This window comes from Microbacterium sp. CFH 31415, from assembly GCF_022538185.1.
Taxonomy (GTDB): domain Bacteria; phylum Actinomycetota; class Actinomycetes; order Actinomycetales; family Microbacteriaceae; genus Microbacterium.
In genome coordinates, this window is record NZ_JAKYXC010000005.1 from 296227 (window position 1) to 313024 (window position 16798).

The window sequence follows — 16798 nt, forward strand, 5'->3', positions numbered from 1 at the left end:
GAACACGCCGACCCCCCAAGCCGTACGCCTCGGAGATCGCCGCGCTAACGCGGACTTGATCCCCAGATCGCGAATGAACCGCTGGGCATATGATAACGCCCTGTACATGAGAACCTGCAAGGTGTGTGGTTTTCCCACCGGCGAGTTCCCAGACGCTTCGGGTAATCTCGACAGGTCGGCTCTGGACACCGCGCGGTGCGCGTGGATGGGTTTGTGAGTCCAAGGGGCCGATGGTGGAGACGATTCCGTCTCGACGACCATCCATCGAATGGCCCCCGGCCGACGACAGTCCGGGTTACTCCCCGCCGCCAGAGCGGCGTCGCACGCGTGCGATCTTCAGGAGTGCTGTTCTGACAGAACAACCCAGAAGGACACCACCATGCCCAAGAGCAAGAAGCCGGCCGGCGGCCGCCCCGCCAAGAACTTCGAGCCGCGCTACGCGGCCAAGTCGAGCTACCAGGACCGCAAGCGCCGGCCCGGAGATGCGTCCGCCGGCAAGCCCGGCAGCAAGAGCCCGAGCCACCGGGGCTACCGCCCCGAGGAATCGACGGATGCTGCGCCTAAGCGCCGCTGGTCTGCGCAGGAGCGCGCGGGCCGCGACCAGGCACGCGGCATCCGCACCCACTCGGGCGCCGGTCGTGACGACCGCGCTCGCCGCGACGACCGCCCGGCCCGTTCGTACGATGATCGGCCGAAGCGTTCGTTCGACGACCGGCCGCGCCGCGACGACCGTCCGGCCCGTTCGTTCGATGACCGTCCGCGTCGCGATGACCGCAGCGGACGCCCGGCGCACCTCGACCGCGTCGACCGCGATGACCGCCGCTCGTTCGGCGACGCCCGCCCTTCGTACCGCCGCGACGACCGCCCGGCTCGCTCGTTCGATGACCGTCCGCGTCGCGATGCCCGCCCGGCTCGCTCGTTCGATGACCGTCCGCGTCGCGATGCCCGCCCGGCTCGCTCGTTCGATGACCGTCCGCGTCGGGATGCCCGTCCGGCTCGGTCGGATTGGAATGCGCCCGCCCGCACGGCTGCGCACGAAGCGCACGTCGACGTCGTGCACGAGCGCCTGCAGGCCGAGGCCGTGCAGGCCGGCGAGGTCGCCGATGTGACGTTCGCAGACCTGGGTCTCGGCGACAACATCGTCCGCGCGCTCGCCGACCTCGGTGCGGCGACGCCGTTCCCGATCCAGGCCGCCACGATCACGCCGATCCTCGAGGGCAAGGACGTGCTCGCTCGCGGCCGCACCGGCTCGGGCAAGACGATCGCCTTCGGGGCTCCGCTCGTCGAGAGCGTCCTTCGCTCGCAGGCGGGTCAGCGTCGTGAGTTCGGCCGCGCGCCGAAGGCCCTTATCCTCGCCCCCACGCGCGAGCTCGCGCTGCAGATCGACCGCACGATCCAGCCGATCGCGCGCAGCGTCGGCCTCTTCACCACGCAGATCTACGGCGGTGTGCCGCAGGGTCGTCAGGTCGGTGCGCTCAAGAAGGGCGTCGACATCATCATCGGCACCCCGGGCCGCATCGAGGACCTCGTGAACCAGGGCAAGCTCGACCTGTCGCAGATCCGCATCGCGGTGCTCGACGAGGCCGACCACATGTGCGAGCTGGGCTTCCTCGAGCCGGTGCAGCGCATCCTGCGTCACACGGCAGACGGCAGCCAGAAGCTGCTCTTCTCGGCGACGCTCGACCGCGAGGTCGCCGCGCTGGTCGACGAGTTCCTCGTCGAGCCGGCCGTCTATGAAGTGGCCGGCGAGGATCAGGACTCCGGCACCATCGACCACCGCGTGCTCGTCATCGAGCACCGTGACAAGGGCGAGATCCTCGAGTCGCTCGTCGAGCGTGACGGCAAGACCCTCGTCTTCGCCCGGACGCGCGCTTACGCCGAGATGCTCGCCGAGCAGCTCGACGACGCGGGCATCCGCGCGCTCGCGCTGCACGGCGATCTCAATCAGGCCAAGCGCACACGTAACCTGGAGCGCCTGACCTCGGGCCGGGTGCAGGTGCTCGTCGCGACGGACGTCGCGGCACGTGGCATCCATGTCGACGACATCGACCTCGTGGTGCAGGCCGATGCTCCCGACGAGTACAAGACGTACCTGCACCGCTCGGGCCGTACCGGCCGTGCCGGGCGCTCGGGCACCGTCGTCACGCTGATCACCCGTCAGCGCCGGCGCCGCATGACGGAGCTGCTCGACCGCGCCGAGATCGACGCTCCGTTCGATGAGGTGCGTCCCGGCGACGATCTGCTCGAAGAGCTCAGCGGTCGCCAGCTGTCGAACGTCGACGCGTAAGAAGCACCGCCGCGAAGGCCTGATCCCGCACGGGGTCGGGCCTTTCGCACGCTCCAGGGCGCGGGTCAGGCGCCGGTGGCCACGCGTCCGATCTGCGCGACGACTTCGGGGTCACCGCCGAGCGCCAGCAGGCGCGTGCGCAGTGCGGTTGCAGCACGGTCGTAGGGCTCGGCGCTGCCGTGCAGCAGTGAGCGCGTGTTGGCCGCCTCGAGGAACGAGACCGATTCGAACGTCAGCTGCCGCGCGTCGTCGAGTCCGGGCAGTTCGCCGGCATCCATCGCGCGCTGGATCGAGAGTGCGAGGTAGTCCTCCCACTCCATCGACGCTGCGACGACGGCATCTCGGATCGGTCCCGGCTTGGCGTCGTACTCGACCGAGGTGGCCGCGAAGAAGCAGCCGCCGCGGAACACGCGATCGTCCGAGTAGGCCAGCCACGCCCGGATGAGCGCGCAGACCCGCGTCAGCCCATGCCCGGACTGGGCACGTGCCGGGGTCACCACGCGGTCGATGAAGACCTCTCGCGCGGCGGCGACCGTGGCGAGCTGCAGCTGCTCCTTCGAGCCGAAGAGCGTCGCGACCCCGCTCTTGCTGTGGCCCGCGGCATCGGCCAGACGTCCGATGGTGAGGCCCTCGAGCCCCTCCACTGATGCGGTGTCGATCGCGTGCGCGAGGATCGCGCGGCGCGATTCGTCGCCTCGCACGCGGCGGCCGTCACGTTGCTCTTGCGCCATGTCCACATGTTACCGTACGATCGTTCGTATTCATACGTACGACCGTTCGTACATCTCCCTCGGATCGGAGCAATCGTGAATCTCGCACTCTCGACGGCCGGCGCCTTGGTGCGCACGGGTGGCCGTCTCTCGCCCGAACTCGGCGCGGCGATCGCACTGCCCTTCTTCGCTCGCATCGCGCGCACCCGCCCGGTCACCGCGGGTGCGCAGGACACGATGTGGGCCGCTCGTCGCTCGACCGTCCGCATCCCGGGACTCACACGGCGCGGGGTGGACGTGGTGGTGTACGAGTGGGGCGCCGGTGACGACGTCGTGGTGCTCGCCCACGGCTGGGATGGGCGGGCGAGCCAGTTCGCCGTCCTGGTGCGCGACCTCGTCGCCGAGGGGTACCACGTCGTGGCGTTCGACGCTCCGGCGCACGGCGACACGATCGCGCGCGGAAGCTACCTGATCGACTGGCTCGACATCCTCGAGGCGATCCAGCGTCGCTTCGGCCGTCTGAACACCGTCGTCGGCCACTCGTTCGGCGGTCTGGCGACGCTCGTGGCCGCAGCCGACGGGCTGACTGTCGACCGGGCGGTGACTGTGGCGGCCCCGGCGGACGCCGACCTGTTGCTGCGGCAGTTCCAGACGATGCTGCGCTTCGACGACCGCACCGCAGCCGCGTTGCGCGTGCGGTTCGCCGAGCATTACTTCCCGGGGCATCGCGATCCGTTCGCACGGCTGTCGCCGGTGCGGCGGCCAGTGCCCCGCGGAGTGCGGCTGCTCGCCGTCCACGACGAGGCCGACCGCGTCGTGCCGTTCGGCGAGCTCTCGCGGATCACCGGCGCCAACCCCGGAGCCGAGGTCGTCGAGACCCGCGGTCTCGGCCACAACCGCGTCCTGGAATCAGACGTGTTCCTCGACGCCGTGCTGGAGTTCGTCGCCGAGCCGGCGCCGGTGGCCGTGCCGGGGCCGGACCAGGCGGAGGCCGCGGCGCAGTTCTCTCGCCCCTAGAACAGTCGCGGCTCGGCGATGGCCGCGGCAGATGCTCGCCCGCGCGAGGTCGTGACGATTCCCGACGCCCGGGCGTCGGCGCGAGCGGCGAGTCCTGAGACGGGGGTGCCCCTCGGGTGGTCGTCCTCGGCGCGTCCGTCGAGTCCGTGCACCCGCAGCAGGGGGCGCACGCGCTTCGCGAGCCAGGTGCGATATGCCTTCGGAGCGTTGGCGGACGCACCCGGGTACAGCCCGAGATACGACGACACGAGTTCGGGATGCTGCCGCTCCAGCCACTGCATGAACCACTGCTTCGCGCCCGGTCTCAGGTGCAGCGCCCCGTAGACCACGCGGGTTGCGCCGGCCGCTCTGATGCGGGTGAGGGCGTCGTCGATCGCCGCGATCGAGTCGGTGAGGTGGGGGATGATCGGCATGAGGAACACCGTCACGTGGAAGCCCGACTCGGTCGCGGCGCGCACGGTCTCGAGCCGCGCGCCGGCGGTCGGCGTTCCGGGCTCGATGAGGTGCTGGAGGGAGTCGTCGAAGATCGCGATCGACATGGCGATCGATACCCGGACGGATGCCGCGGCCTCACGCAGCAGCGGCAGGTCACGGCGCAGGAGCGTGCCCTTGGTGAGGATCGAGAACGGGGTTCCCGACTCGGTCAGCGCGCTCACGATGCCGGGCATCAGCTTGTAGCGGCCCTCTGCTCGCTGGTACGGGTCGGTGTTGGTGCCGAGCATGACCGGCTCGTGCGCCCAGGAGCCGCGGCGCAGTTCCTTCTCGAGCACTTCGGCGACGTTGATCTTGACGATGACCTGACTGTCGAAGTCGCGGCCTGCGTCGAGCTCGAGGTACTCGTGCGTGCCGCGGGCGAAGCAGTTGTGGCTCACGACGCCGTTGGCGATGAAGTCCCCGGTCGACGTCGTGATGTCGACCATGTCGATCGTCTCGCCTACGTCCTCGATCGACACGATCCGCAGTGGGGCATCCGACTTCACGGCAGCCCCGAGAAGCGCGAGCTTTCGCGTGATCGCCGGCTGGACGAGTTCGAAGAATCGCCGGCGCTCGGCGAGGCCGCCGCGGAGCCGCACGGACGTGACGCCCTTCGGTCGGATGGGCTCGATCGCGACGTCGAAGTCGTAGGCGACCAGCGCGTTGTGGATCGCCGCTATCATCTGAGGATCCTTGTTCGAGATGCGCAGAATCCCCTGGCTGCAACTCCCCTCCGCATCGAAGACGCCCGCCAGGAAGCCGCGGTGCCAGTCCGGCGACGGGTCTTGCGGCCACGACACCAGAGACGTGATGGCCTCATAGTCAGCGGCGCGCGACGTGAAGATCGCGTCCATCGCTCGACGGTTCGCGGTGGCTTCGGCGAAGACGCGGGTATTCGTCTTCACGCCGCTCACCGCGAGGTAGCGGCGCGATCGGTCCAGAGCCTCCGTGTCGGCGAGTGCCAATCGGAAGCGGTGGGCGATGTAGGTCCCACGGCCGTTGGTGCGCGGATACTCGCGCTCAAGCATCATGGCATCGCCGCGGATCATGCCCGTTAGATAGCCGGTTCGGTATTCCTGGGACTCGGAGTGGCCGATGGCCATCGGGCCTATGCCGAAGCCCAGCAGCTTGTTGTTCGTCGTGAGGTACGGTCGCTGGGGCGACCCGCCCGACGCCGGCCGGACGTACTTCCAGCCCCGCTCCGTCAGGAAGCGGTGATCGGCGCTGGCGATCAGTTCTGTGCCATCGGCGAGCAGCACGCGGTAAGCGGCCTTGCGCGTGGACCGCTTGGCCGTGACGGTGGCCGCCGCGTAGTGACGGTACGAGCCCTCGCGGTTCGTTCCGACGACCATGTCGCCGACCGCGACGTCTCGCAGCGCTTTGCTTCGGCCGTCTGCCATCAGGATCATCGTCGACGGATCCAGGCAGTACACACACGCATGACTGCATCCGCGATAGGGGTTCACCGTCCAGTCGAACGGCATCGCCGACGCGCCGGGAACGTGGTTGAGCGCGGTCTTGCAGAGCACCTCGTGGAACGTCACGCCGGCGAACTCGGGTGTGGTCACCGACTGGACGAGGCTGTTCAGGTGCTCGAGGCCGGGCAGGGCCGCGGCATCCGCCACTCCCAATTCCTGACCCTGCCACCGCATCCCTCAATGGGAACAGATGTTCGAGAGTCTGTCAACAGCACATACCGCGCAATCGAACACCGCCGAGTCGTGGTCGCGCCTCCCTGTGCCGGGCGCCGACTCGGGAGAGAATGGAATGGTGACGGCACCCGGTTCGTCCGACTCCCCGGTTTCTCGTCGTGCCGCCAGAGAGCAGCGCGAAGAGGCTGCTCGGCGCGCCCGCCGGACGGCGTCCGAGGCACCCGCGGGATTCGACCTCCCTCACGGCGAGCACGCACCGCGCGTCGCTCACGCGCCGGAAGTCAACCCCTTCGTCTTGCCCGCCGAGTTCCGCGCCGCCGTCGCCCAGTACGCCGCGCCGGCCACACGCGCGACGTCGCACTCGCGGGTCTCGGCCCAGCCTGGTGCGCTTCGGCGCAGTCACCGGACCGAGCCGATGGTGCGCGAGAGTGCTCGACGAGCGGCGCGGGCCGAGCGACTGCTGACTGCCGACGACGCCGAGGGTCCCCCACCGCGGCATGTTCGTCCGCGGTTCGCGCGCGGCGGCGTCGCGCTGCTGATCGCGGTGGGGGGCGCCCTGCTTCTCGGGTCGACCGCAGCCGTGACGGCGCTCGTCTCGGGGGGCACACCCGATGTCGCGGCCCAGGCGCAGCTGCTCTCCGATGCGCCGCCGTCGGTCTCGGCCCTTCCGGTGCCGGTCGTGAAGCAGATGCAGGTCGCCGCGGACATCTGCGGCGTGCCCGCGGTCATGCGCGCCCTCGAGGCCCACGACGACGCCGGCGCGATCACGGCGGCGGGCGGTGCCGAATCGTTCCGCTCCGCGGTCGCCGAGGGCCGGGCGAGGTGCGTCGACCTCGGAGATCCGACGCGCGTGTGGACCGTCGTGAACAAGGCGCGTCCGTACTCGCCCGTCGACTACCGCCCGACGGGACTCGTCATGCCCGACGGTGTGCGGAGCATCGAAGGCGGGGCGCTGCGATCGGACGCGGCATCCGCGCTCACCGCCATGGTCACCGCGGCGCGCGAAGCCGGCGTCGGCGAGATCGCGCTCGAGAGCGGCTTCCGCTCGTACTCGACGCAGCAGGGGAGCTACGGTCGCCACGTCGATCAGCGGGGCCAGGACGGCGCCGATCTGGTGAGCGCACGGCCGGGCCACAGCGAGCATCAGTCGGGCCTCGCCGGCGACGTCGTCGCCTGCGCGGGTGGCTGCGGCACGCTCGACGACCTGGCCGCGACGGCGCAGGGCGCGTGGATCGTCGACCACGCATGGGAGCACGGCTGGATCGTGCGGTACGTCGCGGGCGCGACCGGCGTCACCGGCTACTCACCGGAGCCGTGGCACCTGCGGTACATCGGCCCCGAGCTCTCGCGGGCGTACCACGACGGCGGATGGACCTCGCTCGAAGAGTTCTTCGGGCTCGAGCCCGCACCCGCCTACGTCGGCTGAATCGCGTTTCGCCGTCGCTCGCGGCACGGTGAAACGGCCGGTCCGGGCCGGTTTGAGGCATCCCACAAACAGCGGTACCCAGTTTCACGATCCTTAGGACGCGATCTCACAGACGGCCCGATCCCACCGCGCGCGACCTTTATGATCGAGTCGAGCCACGGGCGAGCGGCACGACCGCGCGCCGACGACATGCTCGAAGACGAGAGGAAGGCGCACATATGGAGCGCAACATCTACGACGAGGACCACGACGCGTTCCGCGACGTCGTCAAGGAGTTCATCAAGCGCTACGCGTCCGACGAGAAGCGCAAGCAGTGGGATGCCGCGGGCGAGATCGACCGCGAGACCATGCTCGCAGCGGGCCAGTCCGGCATCATCGGCCTGTCCGTTCCGGAGGAGTTCGGCGGCGCGGGCATGCTGCAGGACTTCCGCTTCCGCTCGATCGTGCTCGAGGAGACGATCGGCGCAGGCCTCGGATCGCTGGCCGGCGCGCTGGGCATCCAGGACGACCTCGCGATCCCCTACATCGTGCACATGGGCACCCAGGAGCAGAAGGAGAAGTGGCTCCCCGGCATGGCGACCGGCGAGATCCTCGGCGCCCTCGCGATGACCGAGCCCGGCGCGGGCAGCGACCTGCGCGGCATCAAGACCACCGCCAGGAAGGTCGACGGCGGCTACATCGTCAACGGCGCCAAGACGTTCATCTCGTCGGGCAAGACGGCCGACATCGTCGTGACGTTCGTCAAGACCGGCGAGGGCAACCGTCCCGACGCGTTCAGCCTCCTCATCCTCGAGGACGGCATGGAGGGCTTCGACCACAGCAAGAAGCTCGAGAAGATGGGCTTCCACGGCTGGGACACCGCCGAGCTCTCGTTCAGCGACGTGTTCGTACCCGAAGCCAACCTCATCGGGGGCAAGGAGGGCCTCGGCTTCATCCAGCTCATGATGAACCTGCCCCTCGAGCGCCTGTCGATCGGTGTCGCGGCCGCTGCTGCCGGCGAGGCCGCCTTCAACTGGACCCGCGAGTACGTGCTCAGTCGCGAGGCCTTCGGCCAGCCGATCGCCGACTTCCAGAACACGCGCTTCAAGCTCGCCGACATGGCGACCACCGTCGACGTGATGTGGGCGTACAACGACCGCGCGATGATGCTCTACAAGGACCAGAAGCTCACCGCCGAGGAGGCCGCGAAGGTCAAGTTCTGGTCGACGGACCGCGAGTGGGAGCTGCTCGACATCGGCGTGCAGCTGCACGGAGGCTACGGCTACATCACCGAGTACCCCATCGCCCGCGCGTTCCTCGACGCGCGCGTGCACCGCATCTACGGCGGCACGAACGAGATCATGCGCGACCTCGTGAGCCGTCAGATCGTCGGCAAGCGCTGATCGCACGCTGACGACGCGGTTCCGGATGCCGCGGCCCCGCCCCTCTCGCGAGGGTGTGGGCCGCGGCATCCATCGTCTCACCCTCACCCGAAACAGGAGATCTGGCGGAGACAGGACGATTCTGCCGAGAGCGTCCTGTCTCCGCCGGATCACCTGTTCTCGCGCGGCGGCGCCGGGCGACAGTCGGCCTCGGTCCTCGGTCCTCGGTCCTCGGTCCTCGGCCTGCGGCCTGCGGTCTGCGGCCCGTCGTCCGTCCTGCTCACCTGTCGCGAAGTGCTGCTTCGCTCGGCACTTTGTGACAGGCGAGCCGGGTGGGGATGGGATGTCGGAGCCCGGCGCTAGGCGAGGCCCCAGGGGAACAGGGCCCAGAACAGGGCCGCCGAGACCGCCCAGAAGAGCACGATGAACACGACGTCGCGTGCGCGGAACGGCACGAGGTGGCGCTCGGTGCGGTCGGCGTGAGCGCCGAACGCGCGCGCGTCCATCGCCAGAGCGACCCGCTCGGCGTGCCGGATGGCACCGGCCATGAGCGGCACGATGTACCCGAACCAACGGGCGATCGCGGCGAACGGCCCGCGGCCGCCGTGGGCGCCGCGCACGCGGTGCGCCTGGCGGATGACGTCGAGCTCGTGCCCGAACCGCGGCACGAACCGGAACGCCGCGAGGGCCGTGTAGCCGATGCGGTACGGCACGCGCAGCTGCTGCACCGCGGCCCGCACGAAGTCGGGACCGGTCGTCGACAGCCCGACGAGCAGGGTCAGCGCCACGATCGCCGTGATGCGCAGGCCGGTCGCGAGGCCGACTTCGAGCGCTCCGCCGTACAGGGTCCAAGAGCCGATCTGCCAGATGACGACGGACTGGTCGCCCCGCGCGGCATCCGCCCACACCGAGAAGCCGAGGCCGACGACCGCCGCGGCCGCGGGCAGCGCCACGAGGATGGCCGCGAGGCGTCCGGTGAACGTCACGCCGATCAGCAGGATCGCGTAGCTGAGAGCGAGGAAGGCGAGCGGGGTCGCGGCATCCCGCACGAACACCAGCAGCACCATCGCGGGCAGCGGCGCGACGATCTTCGCCAGGGGATTGATGCCGTACAGGAACCGCACGGGCGAGGCGGTGGGGCGCTCGGCGTAGGGGTCGGCGCCGTCGCGCAGCGACCGCGCGGCCGAGAGGGGGCCCGTCGCGCTCATGCCGGGCCTCTCCTCGTTGCGGGAAGGTCGGCGAGGCGGGCGAGGCCGGTGAGCTCAGGATGCCGCTCCAGGCCGAGCAGCGCTCGCTGCAGCGGCGGCAGGCGAAGCCCCGCGCCCTCGATCAGCTCGGCGTCGGCGAACACGTCGGCGGTGGGGCCTGCGGCGCGCACCCGTCCGTCGGCGAGGATCACCGTTCGGTGGGCGTACTCCGTCACGAGCTGCATATCGTGGGTCACGACGACGATCGTCGTGCCCTCCTCATTGAGCTCGCGAAGCAGAGTGAGCAGTTCGTCGGCGCGGGCGCGGTCCTGCCCGAACGTCGGTTCGTCGAGCACGAGGACGGGTGCGCCGGCGACGAGGGCCGTTCCCACCGAGAGACGCCGCTTCTGGCCCCCCGACAGCAGGAACGGGTGCGTGTCGGCCTTGTCGTCGAGTCCGAAGCGCACGAGCAGCTCCATCGTGCGGCGGCGGACCTCGTCGTCGGCGAGGTGCTGGCGGCGCAGGCCATGGGCCACCTCGTCGAAGACGGTGTGCGCGATGAACTGGTGCTCGGGGTTCTGGAACACGAAGCCGATGCGGGCGGACAGGGTGCGCGCGTCGACTCGGCCCACGTCGAGGCCGCCGACGCGCACCGTCCCCTTCGGGGGCGGAACGACGCCCGCGAGCGCCTGGATGAGGCTCGTCTTGCCAGCGCCGTTCGCCCCGACGATCGCGACGAACTCGCCCGCGGCGATGTCGAGGTCGATCCCATGCAGCACCTCGGTGCGCCCGCGGCGGAGGGTGAGGCCGCGCACCGAGATGAGCGGGGTGGGGGCGGGGCGGTTCGGCGTACCGTTCGCAGGAACGGTGTGCGGATCGGGAGCGTCTCGGCCCGGATCAGCCTTGTCGGCAGGATCGGTCCTGCGAACGGTACGCGCGGCCGCGTCGGCGGGATCGGCGGCGACGGGGGCGACGGGTGCGTCGGCGGTGGCCGCGGCGTCGGCGGGGCCCAGGGCACCCGGGGCCGCGGAGTCAGGTGCGTCGGCGGAGTCGAGGCCCGCCCGCAGTTCTTCGGGAGTAAGCGGCAAGGGCTCGAGCGCGTAACCGGCCCGACGCAGCCGCAGCGCCGCGATGGCCGACACGGGCAGCCACACGCCCATCGCGTGCAGCTCCTCGGCGCGCCCGCGCAGCACCTCGTCCACGCTGCCGTCCGCCGCGACGCGTCCGCCGTGATCGAGGACGACCACGCGGTCGACGAAGCCGATGGCGGCATCGAGGTTGTGCTCCACCAGCAGGATCGCGCGGTCCCCGGCTGCGACGAGGTCGGCGAGGGCCGCGTAGACCTCCTCGATGCCCTGCGGGTCGAGGTTGGCGGTCGGCTCGTCGAGCACGAGCAGCGGCGAGCCCATCGCCAGCGCGCAGGCGATCGCCAGCCGCTGCCGACCCCCGCCCGAGAGTAGGTCGGGGTTGTCGCCGCGGCGCTCCCACAGCCCGACGCGGCGCAGCGCGGCCTCGGCCCGGGCGAGCACGTCGGCCACCGGCATCCGCAGATTCTCCGGGCCGAAGGCCACCTCGTCGAGGAGTGTGCCGGTCACGAGCTGCGCGTCGGGGTCCTGGAACACCATTGCGACGTGCGTGCTCAGCGCCGCGACGGGCGTCGTCGCGGTGTCGAGACCGGCGACCTCGATCGATCCGCCGAGGTCGGCAGGCACGGCGTGGGGGATCAGTCCGTTGAGCGCGAGCGTGAGTGTGGATTTGCCCGAACCACTGGGACCGAGCAGGAGCACGACCTCTCCGGCGGTGATGTCGAAGGTGACGGATGCCGGCACCGCCGCCCTCTCACCGTCATAGGTCACCGCGAGATCGCGGATCCGCACGAGGGGGACGCCGGAACCCGCCGCGAGCGCGGCGGAAGGGTCGCGCTGTGGTGCGGTCACGGGGCTTCCTGGCGGAGTGGACTAAGTCTCTCCTAACTTAGTCGACCCTAACCCGGACGCGTACGGGGGCGGTCAGCGCGTGCGAGGCCGTGCCACGCCGGCGCGGCGCAGAGCGCGCCCGACGCCCAGGCCGACGGCGGTCCAGGCGACGGGCCCGAGCACCGACAGTATGAGGTACAGGATCTGCGCCCACAGCGGCATCGCGCCGAGGTGGGCGGCGAAGAAGACCGCGAGCGCGACGACGACGCCGATCACGAGGGCCGAGACGAAGAAGCGCCACGGCGCCCACGAGCGGTAGCGCACGAGTGCGGCGACGAGCTCTTGGATGCCGCCGAAGAGGATCGCCGTGCCGATGTACTGCCCGGCGTAGATGGGGGCGATCGCGATGCCGACGAGCGCCGCCACACCGTGCGTGATTAGCGCGACCCACGGCAGGCGCAGCGCCTCCTGGGCGATGATGCCGGGAAGGACGTGCACGCCGAGCACGAAGCCGTAGACGATCGGGAGGGCTGCCAGGACGGGGACGGTGATCCACCCGGCGATGCCGCCGAGGACGCCTGTCGCGACGCCGATAGCGGCGCAGGTGAGCAGAACGCTCGTCGAGAGTCGGGTGTCGGCGGCCACCAGCCCAGCGTACTGTCCGCCGACCCGGCCCTCGTCCGGTGGTCAGACCCGTCGGCGACGCCGGGTGAGTCGCACCGCGGGCAGCGGCGGGGCGGGGATGCGCTCGTCGCCGTGGTCCACGACGTGCCCGAAGCGCTCGCCGCCGGCCTCCCATGCCTCGCGGGCTTCGACGATCTCCTCGTGGGTGCGGCCGACGAAGTTCCACCACATGACGATGTCGTCTTCGAAGGGCTCGCCGCCGAGCAGGAACATCGTCGCGCCGCCCACGCTCGACACGTCGACGTGGTCGCGACCGAGTCCGAGGTACAGCAGGTGCGCGTCGTCGAGGCCGATGTCGCCCTCCGTCTCGGTGTGCACGGCGAGGTCGCCGTCGATGCCGACGAGCGCGTGCTCCCACTGGCCCCGGAGCGGCAGGCGCAGGCGCGAGCCCGCCGGCACGCGCACCTCGGCGCCGACGATCGGGGTGTAGGTCGTGGCCGGCGACGCCGTCCCGGCGAACTCGCCCAGTACGACGGCGGCCGCCCCGTCCGTGCCGGACTCGGCGGCGATGACCACCTCGGGGAGGACGCTGTGCTGCTCGAACGCCGGTACGCCGTGGCGGCGGGACTCGGGGAGCGCGACCCAGAGCTGGAGGGCGTCGAGGGGGGCGGCATCCTCCCCCCGCGAATACTCGGAGTGCGCGATGCCTGCACCGCTCGTCATGAGGTTGAGCGCACCGCGGCGCACCATCACGTCACTCCCGATCGAGTCGCGGTGGCGCACATCACCCTGGAACGGCCACGTGACCGTCTGCAGTCCGATGTGCGGGTGCGGCTCGACGCGCATGCGCGTCACCTGCGGACCGAAGCGATCGAGGAAGCACCACGCCCCGACGAGGGGCAGGTCGCGCTGGGGCAGCGCGCGTCGCACGGACATCGCCCGCACCCCGCCCAGCGGCACCTCACGGGCCTCGAGCAGCAGCGCCCGCGGTCCGTCGCCGCCGGATGCCGGCTCCTGCGCCTGGCCGACGGCAGTGGTCACCGCTTCGTCGGCGTCGAGCCTCGTCATGGCGTGCGGGTCATTCCGGGTGCGGCTGCGCGGGCCACTCGATCGTCAGGCCGGGGACGTCGTGCTCGCGGAGGTATTTCGCGACGACGGGGCAGTGGGGCACCACCGTCTCGCCGCGCGCCGCGGAGTCCGTCATCGCCGCGGCGACGACGGCCTGTGCCAGTCCTCTGCCGCGGAACGCCGGGTCGACTTCGGTGTGGGGGTAGAGGTAACGGCCCCGGCGGTCCACGCGGAACTGCGTGAATCCCGCGAGGACATCACCGACATGGACTTCGTAGCGGGAGTCCTCGTCGTTGCGGACAACGGTGATCTCGTCGGTGGAGGCGGGCATCGGCATCCTTTCGTCGTCTGTCTCAACGTAGGCGGGGTCACCGGTGTTCCGCCACCGTGCACAGAGCTCGGGGGCGGCGCGCCTCAGCCCGACGCGCCTGGCAGACTCGGGGAATGCCCCTCTCGCTGCTCGACGCCGTGCCGCGCGGCGCAGACGACGACGCCGTCTATCTCGGGTTCGTCGAGTGGGCGGCCGACCGCGGTCTGACGCTGTACCCCGCGCAGGACGAGGCGGTGATCGAGATCGTCTCGGGATCGAACGTGATCCTGTCGACGCCGACGGGCACGGGCAAGTCGCTCGTCGCCGTCGCAGCGCATGCCGCCGCCCTCGCGCGCGGCGGCCGCACCTACTACACCGCACCGATCAAGGCGCTGGTGAGCGAGAAGTTCTTCGCACTCGTCGACATCTTCGGCGCGGCCAATGTGGGCATGGTGACGGGCGACTCGTCGGTGAACGCCGACGCTCCGATCATCTGCTGCACCGCCGAGATCCTGGCGAACCTCGCGCTGCGGCGCGGGGCAGACGCCGACGTCGACCAGGTCGTGATGGACGAGTTCCACTACTACGGCGACCCCGACCGTGGGTGGGCGTGGCAGGTGCCGCTTCTGCTTCTGCCGCGCGCGCAGTTCGTGCTGATGTCGGCGACGCTGGGCGACGTCACCGCGATCGCCGACGACCTCTCGCGCCGGACCGGTCGCCCGACGGCGCGGATCACCGGCGTCGAGCGACCGGTGCCGCTGCATTTCTCGTATGCGCGCACGCCCGTGCACGAGACGGTCGAGGAGCTGCTTCAGACCGGGCAGGCGCCGGTGTACATCGTGCACTTCTCGCAGGCCGCGGCGATGGAGCGCGCGCAGGCGCTGTCATCGATCCGCGTGGTGGCCCGTGAGCAGCGGGACGAGATCGCCGAGGCGATCGGGGGCTTCCGCTTCACGACGGCGTTCGGCCGCACGCTGTCGCGCTACGTGCGCGCCGGCATCGGGGTGCACCACGCCGGCATGCTGCCGCGCTACCGGCGCCTGGTCGAGACGCTCGCACAGCGCGGCCTGCTTCGCGTGATCTGCGGCACCGACACCCTGGGCGTCGGCATCAACGTGCCGATCCGCACCGTGCTCGTGACGGCACTCGCCAAGTACGACGGGCAGCGGATGCGGCAGCTCAGCGCCCGCGAGTTCCACCAGATCGCCGGCCGCGCCGGCCGCGCCGGGTTCGACACCGCCGGGACCGTCGTCGTGATGGCACCCGATCACGAGATCGAGAACACGGCCGCCCTCGCCAAGGCCGGTGACGACCCGAAGAAGCTGCGGAAGGTCGTGCGCAAGAAGGCGCCCCAGGGCTTCGTCAACTGGAGCGAGGCGACGTTCGACCGGCTCGTCGAGGCTGAGCCCGAACCGCTCGTGCCGCAACTGCAGCTCACCGCCGCGATGCTCATCAACGTCATCGCGCGGGGCGGGAGGGTGTTCGAGAACGTCCGTTCGCTCGTGCGCGACAACCACGAGCCCCGCGCCCGCCAGTTCGAGCTCGCGCGTCGCGCGATCGCCATCTTCCGCACGCTGCTCGCCGCCGACGTGGTCGAGATCCAGCCGGACGGCGCGGTGCGCCTGACCGTCGACCTCCAGCCCAACTTCGCCTTGAACCAGCCGCTGTCGCCGTTCGCGCTCGCCGCGATCGGGCTGCTCGACCCCGAAGAGAAGCCTGGCGGCGCCGGCACCGGCCACTACGCGCTCGACGTGGTGAGCGTGATCGAGGCGACGCTCGACGATCCGCGGCCGGTGCTGTCGCAGCAGCAGTTCCTCGCGCGCGGCGAGGCCGTCGCGGCCATGAAGCGCGAGGGCATCGAGTACGACGAGCGCATGGAGCTGCTCGAGGACGTCACCTACCCGAAGCCCCTCGAGGAGCTGCTCGCCCAGTCGTACGAGGTCTTCGCCTCGAGTCAGCCGTGGGTGCGTGACTTCGAGCTCAGCCCGAAGTCGGTCGTGCGCGACATGTTCGAGCGCGCGCTGTCGTTCGCCGAGCTGATCAACCACTACCAGCTCGCCCGCAGCGAGGGTCTGGTGCTGCGCTACCTCAGTGATGCGTACCGCGCGATCCGCCAGACCGTGCCCGCCGAGGCGCAGACCGAGTCGCTCCACGACCTCGTCGCGTGGCTCGGCGAGCTCGTGCGCCAGGTCGACTCGAGCCTCGTCGACGAGTGGGAGGCCCTGGTCAATCCCCACGAGGATCCGACCACCCCAGTCGTGCCGCCCGCACCCCCGTCGGTGCTCACCAACCGGCGCGCGTTCCTGGTCCTCGTGCGCAACGAGCTCTTCCGCCGCGTGCAGCTCGCGGCGTTGCAGCGCGACGATGCGCTCGTCGAACTCGACCCCGACGTCGACTGGCCGGCCGCGCTCGATCGCTACTTCGACGAGCACGACGAGATCCTCACGGGCGGACCGGCCCGGTCGCCGAGGCTCGTGACGATCGATGAGACGGATGCCGCAGCATCCGGTGTCTGGAGAGTCGAGCAGACGATCGACGATCCCGAGGGCCATCACGACTGGCGCATCCGCGGGGTGGTCGACCTCGCGGCGTCCGAGGAGGAGGGCTCCGCCGTCGTGCGGATCACCGAGGTGCTGAGGCTGTAGCGGCGCGGGCCGGTTGCGCGGCGGGGTGCCGGGTTCCACCGCGCAGAACCGCTCTCCGGCCGTTGCCTCCGCAGCGCTTCGGCGCGGTTGAAGGCCTGGGCCGGGAGTGAACCGGGGGGGG

Annotated in this window: 12 protein-coding genes; 5 read left to right on the forward strand and 7 right to left on the reverse strand. The window is 70.7% G+C overall.

The genetic code is table 11. The features are described 5' to 3' along the window. Positions 1-379 precede the first annotated feature (379 nt). Entirely contained in the window at positions 380-2287 is a 1908-nt protein-coding gene (locus MK786_RS08045; RefSeq protein ID WP_241111700.1) for a DEAD/DEAH box helicase, read from the forward strand. Between the two features lie 65 nt (positions 2288-2352). Here MK786_RS08045 and MK786_RS08050 read toward each other — a convergent pair whose 3' ends face one another. After that, positions 2353-3018, reverse strand: a complete 666-nt coding sequence (locus MK786_RS08050) for a TetR/AcrR family transcriptional regulator (protein ID WP_241111701.1) — start codon at positions 3016-3018, stop codon at positions 2353-2355. A gap of 75 nt (positions 3019-3093) precedes the next feature. Between MK786_RS08050 and MK786_RS08055 the strand changes: the two genes are divergently transcribed. Further along, positions 3094-4014 (forward strand): alpha/beta fold hydrolase, encoded by a 921-nt coding sequence (locus tag MK786_RS08055; protein ID WP_241111702.1) that lies wholly within the window; start codon positions 3094-3096, stop codon positions 4012-4014. Here the strand turns inward: MK786_RS08055 and MK786_RS08060 are convergent. Further along, positions 4011-6140 carry an intein-containing Rv2578c family radical SAM protein gene (locus MK786_RS08060; protein ID WP_241111703.1) on the reverse strand — a complete coding sequence of 710 codons (2130 nt, stop codon included), beginning with the start codon at positions 6138-6140 and terminating at the stop codon, positions 4011-4013. The genes MK786_RS08055 and MK786_RS08060 overlap by 4 nt on opposite strands. A 295-nt stretch (positions 6141-6435) precedes the next feature. Here MK786_RS08060 and MK786_RS08065 point away from each other — a divergent pair, with 295 nt between their 5' ends. Beyond that, positions 6436-7566, forward strand: a complete 1131-nt coding sequence (locus MK786_RS08065; RefSeq protein ID WP_241111704.1) for a M15 family metallopeptidase — start codon at positions 6436-6438, stop codon at positions 7564-7566. A gap of 218 nt (positions 7567-7784) precedes the next feature. Further along, positions 7785-8948 carry an acyl-CoA dehydrogenase family protein gene (locus MK786_RS08070; RefSeq protein ID WP_241111705.1) on the forward strand — a complete coding sequence of 388 codons (1164 nt, stop codon included), beginning with the start codon at positions 7785-7787 and terminating at the stop codon, positions 8946-8948. A 338-nt stretch (positions 8949-9286) separates the two neighbouring features. Here MK786_RS08070 and MK786_RS08075 read toward each other — a convergent pair whose 3' ends face one another. The 5 genes from MK786_RS08075 to MK786_RS08095 form a co-directional block, all read right to left on the reverse strand. Next, the gene (locus MK786_RS08075; RefSeq protein WP_241111706.1) at positions 9287-10135 is read right to left on the reverse strand and encodes an energy-coupling factor transporter transmembrane protein EcfT; all 849 of its coding nucleotides are present in this window, start codon (positions 10133-10135) and stop codon (positions 9287-9289) included. Then, positions 10132-12051: an ABC transporter ATP-binding protein gene (locus MK786_RS08080; protein ID WP_241111707.1), complete on the reverse strand. Its 1920-nt coding sequence runs from the start codon at positions 12049-12051 to the stop codon at positions 10132-10134. The genes MK786_RS08075 and MK786_RS08080 overlap by 4 nt, the downstream gene beginning before the upstream one ends. 72 nt (positions 12052-12123) lie before the next feature. Next, the gene (locus MK786_RS08085) at positions 12124-12675 is read right to left on the reverse strand and encodes an ECF transporter S component (protein ID WP_241111708.1); all 552 of its coding nucleotides are present in this window, start codon (positions 12673-12675) and stop codon (positions 12124-12126) included. 42 nt (positions 12676-12717) lie between these two features. Then, positions 12718-13722, reverse strand: coding sequence for a pirin family protein (locus MK786_RS08090; protein WP_241111709.1), 1005 nt, complete (start codon positions 13720-13722; stop codon positions 12718-12720). Positions 13723-13732: 10 nt separating this feature from the next. Beyond that, positions 13733-14053 carry a GNAT family N-acetyltransferase gene (locus tag MK786_RS08095; protein ID WP_241111710.1) on the reverse strand — a complete coding sequence of 107 codons (321 nt, stop codon included), beginning with the start codon at positions 14051-14053 and terminating at the stop codon, positions 13733-13735. Between the two features lie 113 nt (positions 14054-14166). Here MK786_RS08095 and MK786_RS08100 point away from each other — a divergent pair, with 113 nt between their 5' ends. After that, positions 14167-16677: an RNA helicase gene (locus MK786_RS08100; RefSeq protein ID WP_241111711.1), complete on the forward strand. Its 2511-nt coding sequence runs from the start codon at positions 14167-14169 to the stop codon at positions 16675-16677. Positions 16678-16798 lie beyond the last annotated feature (121 nt).

Bases quoted from the DNA above. Each gene is read 5' to 3' on its own strand.
- MK786_RS08070 (WP_241111705.1), top strand. From the start codon at position 7,785: ATGGAGCGCAACATCTACGACGAGGACCACGACGCGTTCCGCGACGTC.
- MK786_RS08075 (WP_241111706.1), bottom strand. From the start codon at position 10,135: ATGAGCGCGACGGGCCCCCTCTCGGCCGCGCGGTCGCTGCGCGACGGC.
- MK786_RS08045 (WP_241111700.1), top strand. From the start codon at position 380: ATGCCCAAGAGCAAGAAGCCGGCCGGCGGCCGCCCCGCCAAGAACTTC.
- MK786_RS08100 (WP_241111711.1), top strand. From the start codon at position 14,167: ATGCCCCTCTCGCTGCTCGACGCCGTGCCGCGCGGCGCAGACGACGAC.
- MK786_RS08050 (WP_241111701.1), bottom strand. From the start codon at position 3,018: ATGGCGCAAGAGCAACGTGACGGCCGCCGCGTGCGAGGCGACGAATCG.
- MK786_RS08095 (WP_241111710.1), bottom strand. From the start codon at position 14,053: ATGCCCGCCTCCACCGACGAGATCACCGTTGTCCGCAACGACGAGGAC.
- MK786_RS08060 (WP_241111703.1), bottom strand. From the start codon at position 6,140: ATGCGGTGGCAGGGTCAGGAATTGGGAGTGGCGGATGCCGCGGCCCTG.
- MK786_RS08090 (WP_241111709.1), bottom strand. From the start codon at position 13,722: ATGACGAGGCTCGACGCCGACGAAGCGGTGACCACTGCCGTCGGCCAG.